A 17245-nucleotide genomic window follows, 5' to 3' on the forward strand; every position below is an offset into this window, starting at 1 on the left:
TCGTTTCAATTTTCAGCTTGATCCAGATTTTTAAAGAGCAAATATCTCAAACGAGACTCGAAAGTCTGTTTTGAGATACTTCGGTCGGCGACTTTCACTCACACATACCAGCAAGTGGCGTCCCCTAGGGGATTCGAACCCCTGTTACCGCCGTGAAAGGGCGGTGTCCTGGGCCTCTAGACGAAGGGGACACTGAAGTCTCAATCGCAAGACGCCTTGCTATTTACTTTTCATCAGACAATCTGTGTGAGCACTACAAAGGTCGGTTCTTTAAGGTAAGGAGGTGATCCAACCGCAGGTTCCCCTACGGTTACCTTGTTACGACTTCACCCCAGTCATGAATCACAAAGTGGTAAGCGCCCTCCCGAAGGTTAAGCTACCTACTTCTTTTGCAACCCACTCCCATGGTGTGACGGGCGGTGTGTACAAGGCCCGGGAACGTATTCACCGTGGCATTCTGATCCACGATTACTAGCGATTCCGACTTCATGGAGTCGAGTTGCAGACTCCAATCCGGACTACGACATACTTTATGAGGTCCGCTTGCTCTCGCGAGGTCGCTTCTCTTTGTATATGCCATTGTAGCACGTGTGTAGCCCTACTCGTAAGGGCCATGATGACTTGACGTCATCCCCACCTTCCTCCAGTTTATCACTGGCAGTCTCCTTTGAGTTCCCGGCCGAACCGCTGGCAACAAAGGATAAGGGTTGCGCTCGTTGCGGGACTTAACCCAACATTTCACAACACGAGCTGACGACAGCCATGCAGCACCTGTCTCAGAGTTCCCGAAGGCACCAAAGCATCTCTGCTAAGTTCTCTGGATGTCAAGAGTAGGTAAGGTTCTTCGCGTTGCATCGAATTAAACCACATGCTCCACCGCTTGTGCGGGCCCCCGTCAATTCATTTGAGTTTTAACCTTGCGGCCGTACTCCCCAGGCGGTCGACTTAACGCGTTAGCTCCGGAAGCCACGCCTCAAGGGCACAACCTCCAAGTCGACATCGTTTACGGCGTGGACTACCAGGGTATCTAATCCTGTTTGCTCCCCACGCTTTCGCACCTGAGCGTCAGTCTTTGTCCAGGGGGCCGCCTTCGCCACCGGTATTCCTCCAGATCTCTACGCATTTCACCGCTACACCTGGAATTCTACCCCCCTCTACAAGACTCTAGCCTGCCAGTTTCGGATGCAGTTCCCAGGTTGAGCCCGGGGATTTCACATCCGACTTGACAGACCGCCTGCGTGCGCTTTACGCCCAGTAATTCCGATTAACGCTTGCACCCTCCGTATTACCGCGGCTGCTGGCACGGAGTTAGCCGGTGCTTCTTCTGCGAGTAACGTCAATTGCTGCGGTTATTAACCACAACACCTTCCTCCTCGCTGAAAGTACTTTACAACCCGAAGGCCTTCTTCATACACGCGGCATGGCTGCATCAGGCTTGCGCCCATTGTGCAATATTCCCCACTGCTGCCTCCCGTAGGAGTCTGGACCGTGTCTCAGTTCCAGTGTGGCTGGTCATCCTCTCAGACCAGCTAGGGATCGTCGCCTAGGTGAGCCGTTACCCCACCTACTAGCTAATCCCATCTGGGCACATCCGATGGCAAGAGGCCCGAAGGTCCCCCTCTTTGGTCTTGCGACGTTATGCGGTATTAGCTACCGTTTCCAGTAGTTATCCCCCTCCATCGGGCAGTTTCCCAGACATTACTCACCCGTCCGCCACTCGTCACCCAAGGAGCAAGCTCCTCTGTGCTACCGTTCGACTTGCATGTGTTAGGCCTGCCGCCAGCGTTCAATCTGAGCCATGATCAAACTCTTCAATTTAAGTTTGATGCTCGTGAATTAAACTTCGTAATGAATTACGTGTTCACTCAGAGACTTGGTATTCATTTTTCGTCTTGCGACGTTAAGAATCCGTATCTTCGAGTGCCCACACAGATTGTCTGATAAATTGTTAAAGAGCAGTGCCGCTTCGCTTTTTCTCAGCGGCGCGGGGTGTGCATATTACGCCATCCCGCTGGAGAGTCAAGCGTTTATTTTCGCTTTTCTCCGCTGACCCGGCGGTTTGTAATCCGTTGTTCCGTGTCAGTGGAGGCGCATTATAGGGAGTTATTTCAGGCTGACAAGGGGAAATTTAAAATAACTTTCCGAGTGCGTGTTTTTTCAGCAAAACCACCATTAACATGCCATAAAATAAGCAAATTGCCGTTTTTGCAGCCGCAATAACACTTCCAGGTGGCATACTAATGAATAGGAAATAAAGTAAGGAAAACCATTCATGCCGTTAAATGCCCAACAGCTAGCCGCACAGAAAAACCTGTCCTACGTTCTGGCCGAAAAGCTGGCTCAGCGAATATTAAAAGGTGAATACGCACCGGGCGCTATATTGCCTGGCGAAATAGAGCTGGGCGATCAGTTTGGCGTGAGTCGTACCGCGGTAAGAGAAGCGGTAAAGACGTTAACGGCAAAAGGTATGGTATTACCGCGCCCGCGTATTGGTACACGCGTCATGCCGCAGGCAAACTGGAACTTCCTCGACCAGGAGCTGCTCACCTGGTGGATGACAGAAGATAATTTCTCTCAGGTCATTAAACATTTTCTGGTGATGCGTATCAGCCTGGAGCCTCAGGCGTGTTTACTGGCGGCGACTATAGGTACGGCAGAACAGAAAGCGCATCTCAACACGCTGATGGAAGAAATGGTCGAGCTGAAAAGAAACTTCAGACGCGAGCGTTGGATTGAGGTTGATATCGCCTGGCATGAACACATCTATGAAATGAGTGCGAACCCGTTCCTTATCTCCTTCGCGTCACTCTTCCATTCCGTTTACCAGACCTACTTTACCTCTATTACCTATAACGACGTGGTCAAGCTGGATTTACACCAGGCCATTGTCGACGCAATAGATGAGAGCGATGGCGATCGCGCCTTCGCTGCCTGTCAGGCATTGCTGATAGCACCGAACGTGCTACCGGATAAATAATATGTCAGAAAAGAAATCACGCAGTATGGCCGGGCTACCGTGGATAGCAGCCATGGCCTTTTTTATGCAGGCACTAGACGCCACGATCCTCAATACCGCCTTACCCGCAATAGCACACAGCCTTAACCGCTCTCCGCTCGCCATGCAGTCGGCCATTATCAGCTACACCCTGACGGTCGCGATGCTGATCCCGGTGAGTGGATGGCTGGCAGACAGGTTCGGTACCCGGCGCGTCTTTATGATAGCTGTTAGCCTGTTTACGCTGGGTTCGCTGGCCTGTGCGCTGTCCAGCTCCCTAAGCGAACTGGTGATTTTCCGCGTCATTCAGGGCATTGGCGGCGCCATGATGATGCCCGTTGCCCGTCTGGCATTATTACGTGCTTACCCCCGCAGCGAACTGCTTCCCGTGCTTAACTTCGTAACCATGCCTGGACTTGTGGGGCCGATTTTAGGTCCGGTATTGGGCGGTGTACTGGTCACGTGGGCCAGTTGGCACTGGATCTTCCTGATTAATATTCCAATTGGGGTTGCCGGTATCTTCTATGCCCGCAAATATATGCCGAACTTCACCACGCCGCGCCGCGGTTTTGATATGACCGGTTTCTTTCTGTTTGGTTTGAGCCTGGTGTTGTTTTCCAGCGGGGTAGAGCTGTTCGGTGAGAAGCTTGTCGAGACCTGGATAGCGCTCAGCATTATTCTTGCCAGCATTCTGTTACTGCTCGCCTACATTCGCCACGCGCGTCGTCACCCAACGCCGCTTATATCGCTTCCTATATTTAAGACCCGAACTTTTTCCGTCGGGATCGCCGGAAACCTTGCCACTCGTCTGGGTACAGGGTGCGTGCCCTTCTTAATGCCGCTGATGTTGCAGGTAGGCTTTGGATACCCGGCGCTGATAGCCGGTTGCATGATGGCGCCAACGGCGCTGGGATCAATACTGGCGAAATCAATGGTGACGCAGGTGCTGCGCCGGCTCGGCTACAGAACCACACTGGTGGGTGTTACGGTATTTATCGGCCTGATGATTGCGCAGTTCGCATTGCAATCTCCCGCCATGCCGGTCTGGATGTTGATCCTGCCGTTGTTCATTTTGGGTATGGCGATGTCCACCCAGTTTACCTCCATGAATACCATCACTCTGGCAGACCTGACCGATGAAAACGCCAGCAGCGGCAACAGTGTGCTGGCCGTTACTCAGCAGTTATCAATCAGTTTAGGGGTCGCCATCAGCGCTGCCGTTCTGCGTATCTATGAAGGTATGGAAGGTACCAATACGGTCGAGCAGTTCCACTACACCTTTATGACGATGGGCGCTATCACGGTAGTGTCTGCGCTGATGTTCATGCTGCTAAAAGCAAAAGATGGACGTAATCTGATTAAAGAGCGACATAATCCTAAACCGACCCCCGCTCCATCAAAACAGGAGTAAGTTGCAGGCGCTGTTGCTGTAATGCGGGCTGCGCCATCCGGTGGATTAATACATCGATGGCTAGTTCGCCCAGTTCATCTTTTGGTTGATGGATGGTCGTCAGCGGCGGCGTCATATAGCGCGCCAGCTCGATATCATCATAACCCACCACCGCCATATCCTGCGGAATGCGCAATCCCGATTGGTACAGAGCCTGATACGCGCCAACCGCCATGGCATCATTCCCGGTAAAAACGGCCTGCGGTCGCTGTTTATGCGACAGCAACGTTTGCATAGCTTCAAAGCCGCCGCCGAACTCAAAGTCACCGGTAATCTCGTAACCTTCCGGGACCGGCAACCCCGCCCGCTTCATTGCCGCCCGATATCCTTCCAGACGTAAACGCGCCGGAGTTTTATCCAGCGGCCCGGTGATGCAGGCAATGCGCGTATAACCTTTTTCGATAAGATGTTGAGTGGCTAAATCCCCGCCCAACAGGGAGTTATCCTGGATCAGATCGCTTTCACCATCAAAAGGCGACCAGTCCATCATGACGGTCGGTATAGAAGGATAGCGTTGCATGATCTCCCTGGAAGGTTGATGTGTTTCCGTGCAGAGCAGCAGCAAGCCGTCCACCCGTTTTTGCATTAACGTTTCCAGATTACGGTTCATGCGCTGTTCATCACCTTCGGTATTGCACAGCACCAGGCTGTAACCGCGTTCAAAACAACTACGTTCAACGCCGCGCACCAGCTCAGAATAAAAGGGATTAGTACTGGCAGTGATTAACATGCCAATAGTGTGGGTCTGGTTTAACTTGAGACTACGCGCCAGCGCTGAGGGCGCGTAGTTAAGCTCTTTAATCGCCGCTTCAACTTTGTCAGTGACAGACTCACTGACAAAGCGATCTTTATTAATGACGTGAGAAACCGTCGACGTGGAAACCCCCGCCAGGCGGGCGACGTCCTTCATTGTAGCCAAGCGTTACCTCTGTTGACTTAAAAACGCTTCTATTTCTTCGCGCCATGGAACGGAAGGCTGTGCGCCCTTACGGGTGACCGCAATCGCCGCAGCAGCATGTGCAAATCGGATCGCTTCAGGCAGCGGAGTCTCTTCCAGTAACGCTGTAATTAACGCGCCGTTAAAGGTATCCCCAGCGGCGATGGTATCAACGGCGTCCACTTTAAACCCAGGCACACGCTGACCTTCACCATTTACGCTGGCCCACACACCGCGACTGCCTAAGGTAATCAGTACAGTATGGATCCCCTTCGCGTGCAATGCATGCGCAGCTTTGGCCGCGTCTTCATCGTTTTCAACCCGGATCCCCGTGAGCTTTTCAGCCTCGGTTTCATTCGGGGTAATAATATCCACCAGCGCCAGCAGTTCGTCAGAAAGTTCACGTGCCGGGGCCGGGTTAAGGGCTACCGTAGTCTTATTTTGATGTGCAATCTTTGCCGCAGCCAGTACGCTTTCGATCGGCGACTCTAACTGCATCAGTAAGGCGGACGCCTGGGCAATACGCTCATGCTGAGCTTCCACCAGCGCAGGCGAAAGTGCCGCGTTCGCACCAGCATGAATGCCGATGACGTTCTCACCTTCACCATTCACAAAAATCAACGCCACACCGGTCGATTCCCCCGAAATTACGCTAATCGGCGCAATATCGATATTATCTTTAGCTAACTGTTTACGAACACTTTCGCCAATATCATCATCACCCGTACAGGCAATAAATGCGATATTCGCGCCACTACGCCCCGCAGCAACAGCCTGATTCGCGCCTTTACCACCAAATGCGACCTGATAATGGTTACCGGTTACGGTTTCACCAGGTGTCGGGAAAGAGTTAAGGTTGAGGATGTGATCGGCATTGATACTGCCAAGAACAACGAGGTTGCCTGCGGTTTTCATATTTGGTGTTCCAAGTCAAAGTGCGCCACCGGATTAGGGTGGCGCGTGCCCTGCTTTTCTTTTTACGCTTTCATCCCCAAAACCCGATACGGGGATGGCGTCTTTATGTCTCCATCAGGCCGCGAGCGACCTGAATCGGTATTACTGCTTGATGACCAGCTTCAGGTCAACCGGATATTTAGCCTGAACCTTCTCGCCTTTCAGGACTTTATCCGCAGTCTCAACGCCTTTCGCGCCGATCTGATCCGGCAACTGAGCAATGGTCGCAGCCAGTTTGCCATCATTTACTGCTTTTTCGCCATCTGGAGTACCGTCAAATCCAACCACCATCACATCAGATTTACCCGCAGTTTGCAGTGCGCGCAGCGCACCCAACGCCATTTCATCGTTCTGGGCAAATACGGCCTGCACGTCAGGATGCGCGGTAAGCAGGTTCTGCATGACGTTCAGACCTTTGGTGCGGTCGAAGTCGGCCGGCTGGCTGGCCAGTACGTTAAATTTGTGTGCCGCAACAGCCTGCTGGAAACCTTCGCCACGCTCACGCGCCGCTGAAGTACCGGCAATACCCTGCAGTTCGATAACTTTCGCGCCTTCACCCGCTTTCTTCGCGATGTAATCGCCCGCAATCTTGCCGCCCAGCACGTTATCAGATGCAATATGGCTTACCACTTCGCCTTTGGACGCAACGCGGTCCAGGGTGATGACCGGAATTTTCGCCTGGTTAGCCATCTTCACAGCGTTACCAACAGCATCGGAGTCTGTCGGGTTAATCAGCAGAATTTTAGTTCCACGAACCGTTAAATCCTGAACGTTAGCCAGCTCTTTCGCCGGGTTGTTCTGTGAGTCCAGAATCACCAGGTTGTAGCCCAGCTTATCGGCCTCTTTTTGCGCCCCATCCTTCAAAGAAACAAAGAACGGGTTGTTGAGGGTGGAGACCACCAGCGCAATGGTATCTTTCGCCATCGCATTCGCGCTCACGGTGGCGCTCAGCGCAACAGCAGAAATCAGGGTAGCCAGTTTTTTCATGTTCATATTTAAGATGTCCTGTAATCGTTGTTACTGCTTTTTGTTGTCTACCAGTACCGCCAGCAAAATCACCACCGCTTTGACGATCATCTGGTAATAGGAGGATACACCTAACAAATTCAAACCATTATTGAGGAAACCAAGAATCAATGCGCCGATCAGCGTCCCAACAATACGTCCTTTACCGCCCGCCAGGCTGGTACCACCTAACACCACCGCGGCGATAGCATCCAGCTCATAGCCAGTACCTGCCGTCGGTTGCGCAGAGGAGAGGCGCGCTACTTCAATGATGCCCGCCAGCGATGCCAGCAGACCACACAGGGAGTAAACGATAATTTTGATTTTACTTACGCTGATACCGGACAGGCGCGTTGCCGCTTCGTTACCGCCCAGCGCATAGATATAACGACCCAGACGAGTGTGGTGCAGCATGTACCACGCCGCGAGGAAGACAATCCCCATAATCCACACAGGCGTAGGGACGCCTAACGGACGACCAATACCAAACCAGCCAAACAGATCGGCATTGTCAGTAAACCCGGTATTAACCGGACTGCCGTTGGTGTATACCATGGTCACACCACGCAGCAGCAGCATCATCACCAGGGTCGCGATAAACGCCTGTACCCGGCCTTTCGCGACAATCACCCCGGTTACCGCGCCAATAGCAGCACCGAGCGCCAGGGCCGCAGCGACAGCCACCAGCGCATTGACTTCAATCCCTACAATGGAAGCCGCAACCGCACCGGTAAGCGCCAGCAAAGAACCGACAGACAGATCGATCCCCGACGTCAGGATAACCAGCGTCATGCCAACGGCCATGATGGCGTTCACCGACGTTTGCTGGAGGATGTTGAACAGGTTATTAACGGTAAAAAAGTTAGGGCTCATGGTGGAAACAATCGCGATCAGCACTAACAGAGCGATGAGCGACTTTTGCTCCAGAAGCCATGCTTTAGTGAAATAACGGCGACCAGAAACAGCCTGGGTAGTCATCTTTTTTACTCCTGATTCACGCGATTAAGCTTGCCCACAGCGGCAGCCATTAATACTTCCTGAGTGGCCTGCTCGCGAGTGAACTCACCGCCGAGATGCCCTTCATGCATAACGATAATTCGATCGCTCATGCCCAATACTTCTGGCATCTCAGAGGAGACCAGAATGATGCTCAGCCCATCGGCCTTAAACTGGTTGATAAGCTGATAGATTTCTTTTTTAGCCCCAACGTCAACGCCGCGCGTTGGTTCATCGAGGATCAGGACTTTTGGTCGGGTCATCAGACCGCGCGCAATCGCCACTTTCTGCTGATTACCGCCAGAAAGCAGACCGATAGCCTGTTCCATCGATGGCGTTTTAACATTGAACAGACGAATAAAATCACCTACCGCCTGCTGCTCGTCTTTATGTTTAAGGCTTCCACCAGCGCGACTGAAATAACGCAGCGCGGTTAGTGACATGTTCTCTTTCACAGACATGCCCAGCACTAAACCATCGCGTTTACGGTCTTCAGAAATATAGACGATGCCGTTAGCCAACCCATCCTGCGGCGAACGGGTGACCACTTCATGGCCATCAAGCGTGACGTAACCGCTGATGCGCGGCAATGCGCCGTACAACACTTTCATCAGCTCGGTACGTCCGGCACCCATCAGCCCCGATACGCCAAGGATCTCGCCTTTACGTAGCGTGAATGAAACATCGTTTACGCCAGGGCCGCACAGGTTATCGACCTTCAGGCGAATATCACCCGGCGCTTTTTCCAGGCGCGGGTATTGATCTTCCAGCTTACGTCCCACCATCATTTCAATCAGCGAGTCTTCGGTCAGCGAGGCGACTTCACGCTCGGCAATAAACTGCCCGTCGCGAAAAACGGTCACGTCGTCACAAATCTCGAAGATCTCTTTCATGCGGTGAGAAATATAGACAATGCCGCGTCCCTGGGATTTAAGTTCGCGAATGACGCGGAACAGGGATTCTGTTTCGGTATCGGTGAGCGCATCCGTCGGCTCATCCATAATGATGACCTTCGATTCAAAGCTCAGCACTTTGGCAATTTCAACCATCTGCTGATCGCCAATCGACAGTTCACCGACCAGTCTGTCGCTTTTAAAGCGCAGATTCAGTTTGGCAAGCAGCAGATCGGCTTCGGCGTACATCTTCTTCCAGTCAATTTTGCCAAAGCGATTAACGAACTCACGGCCAAGAAAAATGTTCTCGGCGATAGTGAGTTGCGGGATCAAATTCAGCTCCTGGTGGATGATACCGATTCCGGCTTCCTGGGAGGATTTAGGGCCGTTAAAGGTGGTCTCTTTTCCCAACCACAATAAAGAACCGGCATCACGGGTATAGATCCCGGTCAACACTTTCATCATGGTGGATTTGCCCGCGCCGTTTTCGCCCACCAGCGCCATTACGCGGCCTGGGTAGACATTCAGCGCGGCGCCGGATAGCGCTTTTACGCCCGGGAACGCTTTATCGATCCCTTTGAGTTGCAGTAATGCGTTCATGATGGCCTCAGAACGTGACGCCAGCACAGAGAATGATATTCGCATACGGAGAACACTCTCCGCTGCGAATTACCGCCTGACTGTCTGCGGTTTGTTTTTTGAATTGTTCATGCGTGGTGTAACGAATTTCTATGGTGTTTCCCTGGTGTTGTTGCAGTTGCTCAATGTGGCTGAGCAACGTTTCGTGGAGTTGCGGATTATGTTGTTTAATTTCCGTCGCGAGAATGGCCGCCTCGACCTGCATTTCACGTGTCACCACATCCAGTACCTGCATAAAAGAAGGTACACCCTGGGTTAATGCCATATCGATACGCGTTGTGCTATTCGGGATGGGTAAACCTGCATCACACACCACCAGCGTATCGGTATGCCCCAGACGGGAGATCACCGATGAAATTTCAGAGTTGAGTACCGTGCCTTTCTTCATTTTCTTTCCCCACTAGCGAAACGTTTCGCTGAAGATAAGTGTAGAGCGAAGAGTGGACATAAAACCACCGCGAAGTTACGAAAATGTGATCGCCATCGAAACGTTTCGCAAGGATTATCATTCGATGAAATGAAAACTGGGAGGGACAAAACAAAACGCCCCCTTTCGCGATGAAAGAGGGCGTCGATGAGATTAAATCTCGACCTGAGTACCGAGCTCAATAACCCGGTTCGGTGGGATTTCAAACTGGTCCGGGGCGCGCAGCGCATTGCGTTGTAGTAGCAGATACAGCTTGCCGCGCAGACGCAGATACCATGGTCGTTTTCCAACAATCAACGACTCGTGCGACATGAAGAACGAGGTTTCCATCATCCGACAGCTTAAGCCTTCCAGACCGCAGCGATGGAACACTTCTTCAACGTTCGGCGTTTCGCGCCAACCGTAGCTGGCCACCACGCGCCAGAAGGTGGGCGATAACTGCTCAATCTGCACCCTACGCACATTGTGAACATATGGCGCATCTTCCGTGCGCAGCGTCAGCAGAATAACGCGTTCATGCAGAACCTTGTTATGTTTGAGGTTATGCAGTAGCGCAAACGGGATGACGTTCAATGCACGAGACATGTACACCGCCGTTCCCGGCACGCGTACCGGTGGTGATTTCTCCAGAGAGGCAATCATCGCCTCCAGAGAATTGCCGTGCTCATGCATGCGACGCAGCAGACGGAAACGCTCGCTTTTCCAGGTAGTCATGATGGTGAACATCACCAGACCCAGCGTCAGAGGCAGCCAACCGCCGGAAATCAGTTTATCGAGGTTCGCGGAGAACAGCGGAACATCGACGCACAAGAACGCCACCAGGATCAGGAAGACGAAGTATTTATTCCAGTGCCAGTTTTTGCGCGCCACGGTGGTCGACAGAATTGAGGTCAGCACCATCGTCCCCGTCACCGCAATCCCGTACGCCGCAGCCAGATTGCTGGAGTGTTCAAAGCTCACAATCACAATAACCACTGCAAAATAGAGCATCCAGTTAACGAAAGGAATGTAGATCTGGCCCGACTCCATTTCCGAGGTATGGATGATACGCATCGGCGATAAATACCCCAGACGCACGGCCTGACGCGTCAGTGAGAAGACGCCGGAGATAACCGCCTGTGAAGCGATAACCGTTGCCAGCGCGGCGAGGATCAGGAGCGGTATCAACGCCCAGTCCGGTGCCAGCAGGAAGAACGGGTTTTTAATCGCTTCAGGATGCTTTAACAGCAACGCCCCCTGACCAAAATAGTTCAGTACCAGCGAAGGCAATACCACGGAGAACCATGCCAGGCGAATCGGCAACTTACCAAAGTGGCCCATATCCGCATACAGCGCTTCAACACCGGTAATCGACAACACCACCGCACCCAGCGCAATAAAGGACAACGTTTTGAATTCGAGGAAGAAATGCACCGCCCAATATGGATTGAGCGCCTGCAGCACTTCCGGATTGCCAATAATACTGCGCACGCCTAACACCGCCAGCGTCAGGAACCACAACAGCATAATCGGCGCAAACAGTTTACCGACCATGCCGGTACCGTGTTTTTGAATCAAAAACAGCAGGGTCAGTACGATTATCGAGAGCGGAACAATCCAGGTATCCAGTTGCGGGGCAATGATCTCCAGACCTTCAATCGCCGACATCACCGAGATAGCAGGCGTTATCACCACTTCTCCATAGAAGAAGCTGCCGCCAATCAACCCCATAATCACCAGCATGGAGGTTGTTCGTGCTGAAGTATTACGCCCGGCCAATGACATCAGCGTCAGGATCCCGCCTTCTCCGGCGTTATCCGCGCGCATGACAAACGTCAGGTATTTAATGGAGACAACAAAGATCAGCAGCCAGAAAATCAGCGAGAGAAAGCCAAATACGGCGTCACGTTCAACGCCAAAACCAAACTGGCCGGACAAACATTCACGAAGCGTATAAAGTGGGCTGGTACCAATATCACCGTAGACAACCCCAATGGCCGCAAGGGTAATCGCAGACAATGATTGTTTATTATCAGTGCTCATAGACTCGTCTTTCGTTTATACACATCATCTTTCAAGCCACCTCCGCGTGGGCTGCATTCGTTATTCCCCCCATCCCAGAAGAAAACTCCATTGCCGCCTTGGTGCAGCTTGATTGATTTGGTGTATATATAAGAAATGTGTGCGTCGTCCCTTGGCCCACAAAAAGGCGCACAGTATGCACGATTAATCGCAAAATCGTACCCCTAAATGAGACCAGATTAATCTGGCTCAAAGAAAAATAAGCGCACCTTCAGTCTATTACTGCACTGGTGTGAAGCATCTATACTCGCTGTTTATGCAGTACATTTGGCGAAAGGACGCCACTTCATTATGGCTCACCCACATTTATTAGCGGAAAGAATTTCCCGTCTGAGCAATGCGCTGGAAAAGGGACTTTATGAACGTAGCCACGCCATTCGTCTGTGTCTGCTGGCTGCACTTAGCGGCGAGAGCGTTTTCTTATTAGGTCCTCCCGGGATCGCGAAAAGCTTAATTGCCCGCAGACTGAAATTTGCCTTTCAAAATGCTCGCGCCTTCGAATATCTGATGACGCGCTTCTCTACGCCGGAAGAGGTTTTCGGCCCGCTGTCCATTCAGGCGTTAAAAGACGAAGGTCGCTATGAACGCTTAACGGCAGGCTATCTGCCTGAAGCTGAAATCGTCTTTCTCGATGAAATCTGGAAGGCGGGACCGGCGATTCTTAACACCCTGCTGACTGCCATCAACGAACGCCACTTCCGCAACGGCGCGCATGAAGAGAAAATCCCGATGCGCCTGCTGGTGGCAGCCTCCAACGAACTGCCTGAAGCAGACAGCAGCCTGGAAGCGCTGTACGACCGTATGCTGATTCGTCTGTGGCTGGATAAAGTCCAGGACAAGGCCAACTTCCGCTCGATGCTGTTAAGTCAGCAGGATGAAAGCGACAATCCGGTCCCGGTATCGTTACAGGTAACGGATGAAGAGTATTACCAGTGGCAAAAGGACATTGGCGCCATCACGCTTCCCGATCGCGTGTTTGAGCTTATTTTCATGCTGCGCCAGCAGTTGGACACGCTACCGAATGCCCCCTACGTGTCCGATCGTCGCTGGAAAAAAGCCATTCGCTTGCTCCAGGCCAGCGCCTTCTTTAGCGGACGTGATGCGGTAGTTCCCATCGACCTGATCCTGCTGAAAGATTGCCTGTGGTACGACGCACAAAGCCTGAATCTAATGCAGCAGCAGCTGGAAATATTGATGACCGGACACGCATGGCAACAGCAAGCCATGCTGACCCGTCTGGGCAGTATTGTGCAGCGCCGCATTCAGCTCCAGCAGCAGCAAAGCGATAAAACAGCATTCACCGTGATCCGTCAGGGCGGCATGTTCAGCCGTCGTCCTCATTATGATTTACCGCCGGAAGCCACGTCTTCCGTCGTGACATTATTACTGCAAAAGCCCTTAAAGCTGCATGATATGGAAGTTATCCATATTGCTTTCGAACGTAGTGCGCTGGAACTGTGGTTAACCAAAGGTGGTGAGATCCGCGGAAAATTAAACGGCATCGGTTTTGCCCAGACGCTGAACATGGAAGTGGATAGCGCGCAGCACCTGGTTGTACGCGACGTCAGCTTACAAGGCTCTCGCCTGGCATTGCCCGGTACATCACAAGAGAGTATGCCCGCTGAAATAAAACAGGAGCTTGAAGCGCTCGATAACGAGTGGCATCAGCAGCACAGCGCATTTAGCGAGCAGCAAAAATGTCTGTTTATTCATAGCGACTGGTTAGGCCGCATTGAGGCCAGTCTGCAGGATGTCGGGGCACAAATCCGCCAGGCGCAACAATGCTGACCCTTGATACACTCAACATCATGCTGGCAGTCAGTGAAGAAGCGATGATCGAAGAGATGATCGTCGCCCTACTGGCTTCTCCGAAGATGGTGGTATTTTTTAACAAATTCCCTCGCCTTAAAAAAGCGATCACTGACGATATTCCCCGCTGGCGTGAATCTTTGCGTAGCCGCCTCAAAGATACCCATGTACCGCCGGAGTTAGCGGAAGAAGTCATATGCTATCAACAAAGCCAGCTCCTCTCTCATGCGCAGTTTATCGTCCAGCTACCGCAAATATTGTCGCTATTGCACCACCTCCATTCGCCATGGGCCGGACAAGCGCAGCAGTTGGTCAATGACAACAGCGCGTTTACGCCTGCCCTACATACGCTTTTTCTCCAGCGCTGGCGCCTGAGCCTGGTGGTGCAAACCACAACGCTGAATCAGCAACTGCTGGAAGAAGAGCGCGAGCATTTGCTCAGTGAAGTACAGGAACGGATGACCCTTAGCGGGCAACTGGAACCTGTACTGGCAGAAAATGACAACGCCGCAGGCCGGTTGTGGGATATGAGCGCAGGTCAAATCAAGCGCGGTGATTATCAGTTGATGGTGAAATATGGCGAATTCCTGACGCAACAACCTGAACTCCAGCGTCTGGCTGAGCAGTTAGGCCGTTCCAGAGAAGCGAAATCCGTACCGCGAAAAGATGCGCCAATGGAAACTTTCCGTACCCTGGTGCGCGAACCGGCAACCGTCCCGGAGCAAGTAGATGGCATCCAGCAAAGCGACGATATCCTGCGCCTGCTGCCGCCGGAACTGGCCACGCTGGGCATTACCGAACTGGAATACGAGTTCTACCGACGACTGGTGGAAAAGCAGCTGTTGACCTATCGCCTGCACGGCGAAGCATGGCGTGAGAAAGTCACGGAACGCCCCGTGGTGCATCAGGATTTTGACGAGCAACCGCGCGGACCTTTTATCGTCTGCGTTGATACTTCGGGATCGATGGGCGGCTTTAATGAGCAGTGTGCGAAAGCCTTTTGCCTGGCGCTAATGCGCGTCGCCCTTGCCGATAACCGACGCTGTTTCATCATGCTGTTTTCAACAGAAGTAGTGCGCTACGAGCTATCCGGCCCGGAGGGCATCGAACAGGCGATCCGTTTTTTAAGTCAGCGCTTTCGCGGCGGTACCGATATTGCCAGCTGTTTTCGCGCCATTACTGAGCGCATGCAGGGTCGGGAATGGTTTGATGCTGATGCGGTGGTGATCTCAGATTTTATCGCTCAGCGATTACCCGATGAGGTTGTCAGCAAAGTGGGGGAATTACAGCGGGTGCACCAGCACCGTTTTCACGCGGTGGCGATGTCAGCACATGGTAAACCCGGCATCATGCGCATTTTCGATCATATCTGGCGCTTTGATACCGGGATGCGAAGCCGCCTGCTCAGACGCTGGCGGCGTTAATTCTTACAACAGAGAGGCGACGCTTTCACGTACCTGTGCCGGCCATACGCCACACTGAACCTGACCAATGTGTGGTAATTGCAGCAACAGCATGGTCAGACGCGACTGCCCAATTCCTCCACCAATCGTCTGTGGCATTTCACCGCGCAGCAGCGCCTGGTGCCATTCCAGACTCAGACGATCTTCATCTCCGGTCAGAGACAGCTGATGTTTCAGAGCGTCAGCATCCACACGGATCCCCATAGAAGACAGCTCAAACGCATCCTCCAGTACCGGGTTCCAGACCAAAATATCACCGTTCAGACCGGCGTGACCCAGCTCGGACGCTGAACTCAAGTCATCATAATCCGGCGCACGTACATCATGGCGGTGACCGTCGCTGAGCTTGCCGCCGATCCCCACCAGGAATACCGCGCCCAGCTCTTTAGCGATCGCACGTTCACGACCTTTTGCGTCAAGACCAGGATAACGAGATAACAGTTCCTGGCTATGAACAAAGTGGATCTGCTCTGGCAGGAACGGTGCCAGACCAAACTCTTTGCTCACCGCAGCTTCGGTAGCCTTAATTCCCGCCCAGATAGCCTCTACCGTGCTTTTCAGAGTGGAGAATTGACGCTCGCCATCGCCCATCACGCGCTCCCAGTCCCACTGGTCAACATACACTGAGTGCAGTGGGGAAAGGCGATCTTCATCGGGACGCAGGGCCTTCATATGCGTGTACAGCCCTTCGCCTGCGCTAAAGTCGTGTTGTCCTAATGTTTGACGCTTCCACTTCGCCAGTGAATGAACCACTTCGAATTGAGCGTCTGGCAATGCTTTAACCTTCACCTGCACCGCTTTTTCACAGCCCGACAAGTTATCTTGCGTGCCATCTCCTACGCGGCTGAGGATCGGAGCCTGAACTTCGATCAGACCTAAACGCTCTTCCAGCTGACGAGAAAAATGAGATTTTACGAAGCTAATTTGACGTTGTTTGGCAATGTAAGCGGTTTTCATTATGTGTACTCCTGTGTCCTGTTGCCTATGATTAAGCAACAGAATGTAGGTAATATTCAATAATCAACAAACAAAAAGCCGTCTTCGATTTTGATTCGTTAAAATTAACGTCTAAAATAGAGGGAATCATTAATCTACATAAGAAAAACCTATGGAAAATTATCAGATCGACAATCTGGACCGCGGCATTCTTGACGCCCTGATGGAAAATGCCCGAACGGCCTATGCCGAATTGGCCAAACAGTTCGGCGTGAGCCCGGGGACAATTCACGTTCGCGTAGAGAAGATGAAGCAGGCCGGGATTATTACCGGCGCGCGGATTGATGTTAGTCCAAAACAGTTAGGCTATGACGTCGGCTGCTTTATCGGCATCATCCTGAAAAGTGCGAAAGACTATCCGTCAGCGTTGGCCAGACTGGAAAGCCTCGATGAGGTGACCGAAGCGTATTACACCACCGGGCACTACAGCATCTTTATAAAGGTGATGTGCAAGTCGATCGACGCGTTACAGCAGGTACTTATCAACAAGATCCAAACAATTGACGAAATTCAGTCCACGGAGACCCTGATCGTCCTGCAAAACCCGATCATGCGCACCATCAAGCCATGATCGCTTTTTTTAATCCCCTATTTTTCCACAGGTAGATCCCAGCTCGCTC

13 protein-coding genes, 1 tRNA gene and 1 rRNA gene are annotated in these 17245 nt (G+C 52.3%); 5 read left to right on the forward strand and 10 right to left on the reverse strand.

What is annotated here, in order from left to right; translation table 11 throughout:
* Positions 1-115: 115 nt before the first annotated feature.
* Together HV350_RS24765 and HV350_RS24770 are read right to left on the reverse strand one after the other, a co-directional pair.
* Positions 116-191, reverse strand: a tRNA-Glu gene (locus tag HV350_RS24765).
* Between the two features lie 85 nt (positions 192-276).
* Positions 277-1818, reverse strand: a 16S ribosomal RNA gene (locus tag HV350_RS24770).
* A 454-nt stretch (positions 1819-2272) separates the two neighbouring features.
* Between HV350_RS24770 and HV350_RS24775 the strand changes: the two genes are divergently transcribed.
* Positions 2273-2977, forward strand: coding sequence for a FadR/GntR family transcriptional regulator (locus HV350_RS24775; protein ID WP_016157828.1), 705 nt, complete (start codon positions 2273-2275; stop codon positions 2975-2977).
* Position 2978: 1 nt separating this feature from the next.
* Positions 2979-4406 (forward strand): multidrug transporter subunit MdtD, encoded by a 1428-nt coding sequence (gene mdtD, locus HV350_RS24780; RefSeq protein ID WP_046276279.1) that lies wholly within the window; start codon positions 2979-2981, stop codon positions 4404-4406.
* Here the strand turns inward: mdtD and rbsR are convergent.
* The 7 genes from rbsR to kup all read right to left on the reverse strand — a co-directional run bounded on the left by rbsR (position 4372) and on the right by kup (position 12318).
* A complete protein-coding gene (gene rbsR / locus HV350_RS24785) occupies positions 4372-5364 on the reverse strand; it encodes a ribose operon transcriptional repressor RbsR (RefSeq protein WP_181629523.1) in 993 nt (330 codons plus the stop codon). The genes mdtD and rbsR overlap by 35 nt on opposite strands.
* Before the next feature lie 3 nt (positions 5365-5367).
* Positions 5368-6297, reverse strand: a complete 930-nt coding sequence (gene rbsK / locus HV350_RS24790; RefSeq protein ID WP_047498819.1) for a ribokinase — start codon at positions 6295-6297, stop codon at positions 5368-5370.
* Between the two features lie 141 nt (positions 6298-6438).
* The gene (gene rbsB, locus HV350_RS24795; RefSeq protein WP_016155091.1) at positions 6439-7329 is read right to left on the reverse strand and encodes a ribose ABC transporter substrate-binding protein RbsB; all 891 of its coding nucleotides are present in this window, start codon (positions 7327-7329) and stop codon (positions 6439-6441) included.
* 24 nt (positions 7330-7353) lie between these two features.
* A complete protein-coding gene (gene rbsC / locus HV350_RS24800; RefSeq protein WP_003023762.1) occupies positions 7354-8319 on the reverse strand; it encodes a ribose ABC transporter permease in 966 nt (321 codons plus the stop codon).
* A 5-nt stretch (positions 8320-8324) separates the two neighbouring features.
* Positions 8325-9830, reverse strand: a complete 1506-nt coding sequence (gene rbsA / locus HV350_RS24805; protein ID WP_181629525.1) for a ribose ABC transporter ATP-binding protein RbsA — start codon at positions 9828-9830, stop codon at positions 8325-8327.
* A 7-nt stretch (positions 9831-9837) separates the two neighbouring features.
* Entirely contained in the window at positions 9838-10257 is a 420-nt protein-coding gene (gene rbsD / locus HV350_RS24810) for a D-ribose pyranase (RefSeq protein ID WP_016155090.1), read from the reverse strand.
* Between the two features lie 192 nt (positions 10258-10449).
* Entirely contained in the window at positions 10450-12318 is a 1869-nt protein-coding gene (kup, locus tag HV350_RS24815) for a low affinity potassium transporter Kup (RefSeq protein WP_003023768.1), read from the reverse strand.
* Positions 12319-12648: 330 nt separating this feature from the next.
* Here kup and ravA point away from each other — a divergent pair, with 330 nt between their 5' ends.
* Both ravA and viaA read left to right on the forward strand, forming a co-directional pair.
* Positions 12649-14145, forward strand: coding sequence for an ATPase RavA (gene ravA, locus HV350_RS24820; RefSeq protein WP_104651924.1), 1497 nt, complete (start codon positions 12649-12651; stop codon positions 14143-14145).
* On the forward strand, positions 14139-15590 hold the full coding sequence (gene viaA / locus HV350_RS24825) for an ATPase RavA stimulator ViaA (protein WP_016155088.1): 1452 nt from the start codon (positions 14139-14141) through the stop codon (positions 15588-15590). The genes ravA and viaA overlap by 7 nt, the downstream gene beginning before the upstream one ends.
* Before the next feature lie 3 nt (positions 15591-15593).
* On the opposite strand, the gene asnA is transcribed toward viaA, so the two are convergent.
* Entirely contained in the window at positions 15594-16586 is a 993-nt protein-coding gene (asnA, locus tag HV350_RS24830; RefSeq protein WP_181629526.1) for an aspartate--ammonia ligase, read from the reverse strand.
* Positions 16587-16737: 151 nt separating this feature from the next.
* Between asnA and asnC the strand changes: the two genes are divergently transcribed.
* A complete protein-coding gene (asnC, locus tag HV350_RS24835) occupies positions 16738-17196 on the forward strand; it encodes a transcriptional regulator AsnC (protein ID WP_003023780.1) in 459 nt (152 codons plus the stop codon).
* Positions 17197-17245: the final 49 nt, after the last annotated feature.

The organism is Citrobacter sp. RHBSTW-01013 (genome assembly GCF_013781985.1).
GTDB classification, from domain to species: domain Bacteria; phylum Pseudomonadota; class Gammaproteobacteria; order Enterobacterales; family Enterobacteriaceae; genus Citrobacter; species Citrobacter braakii.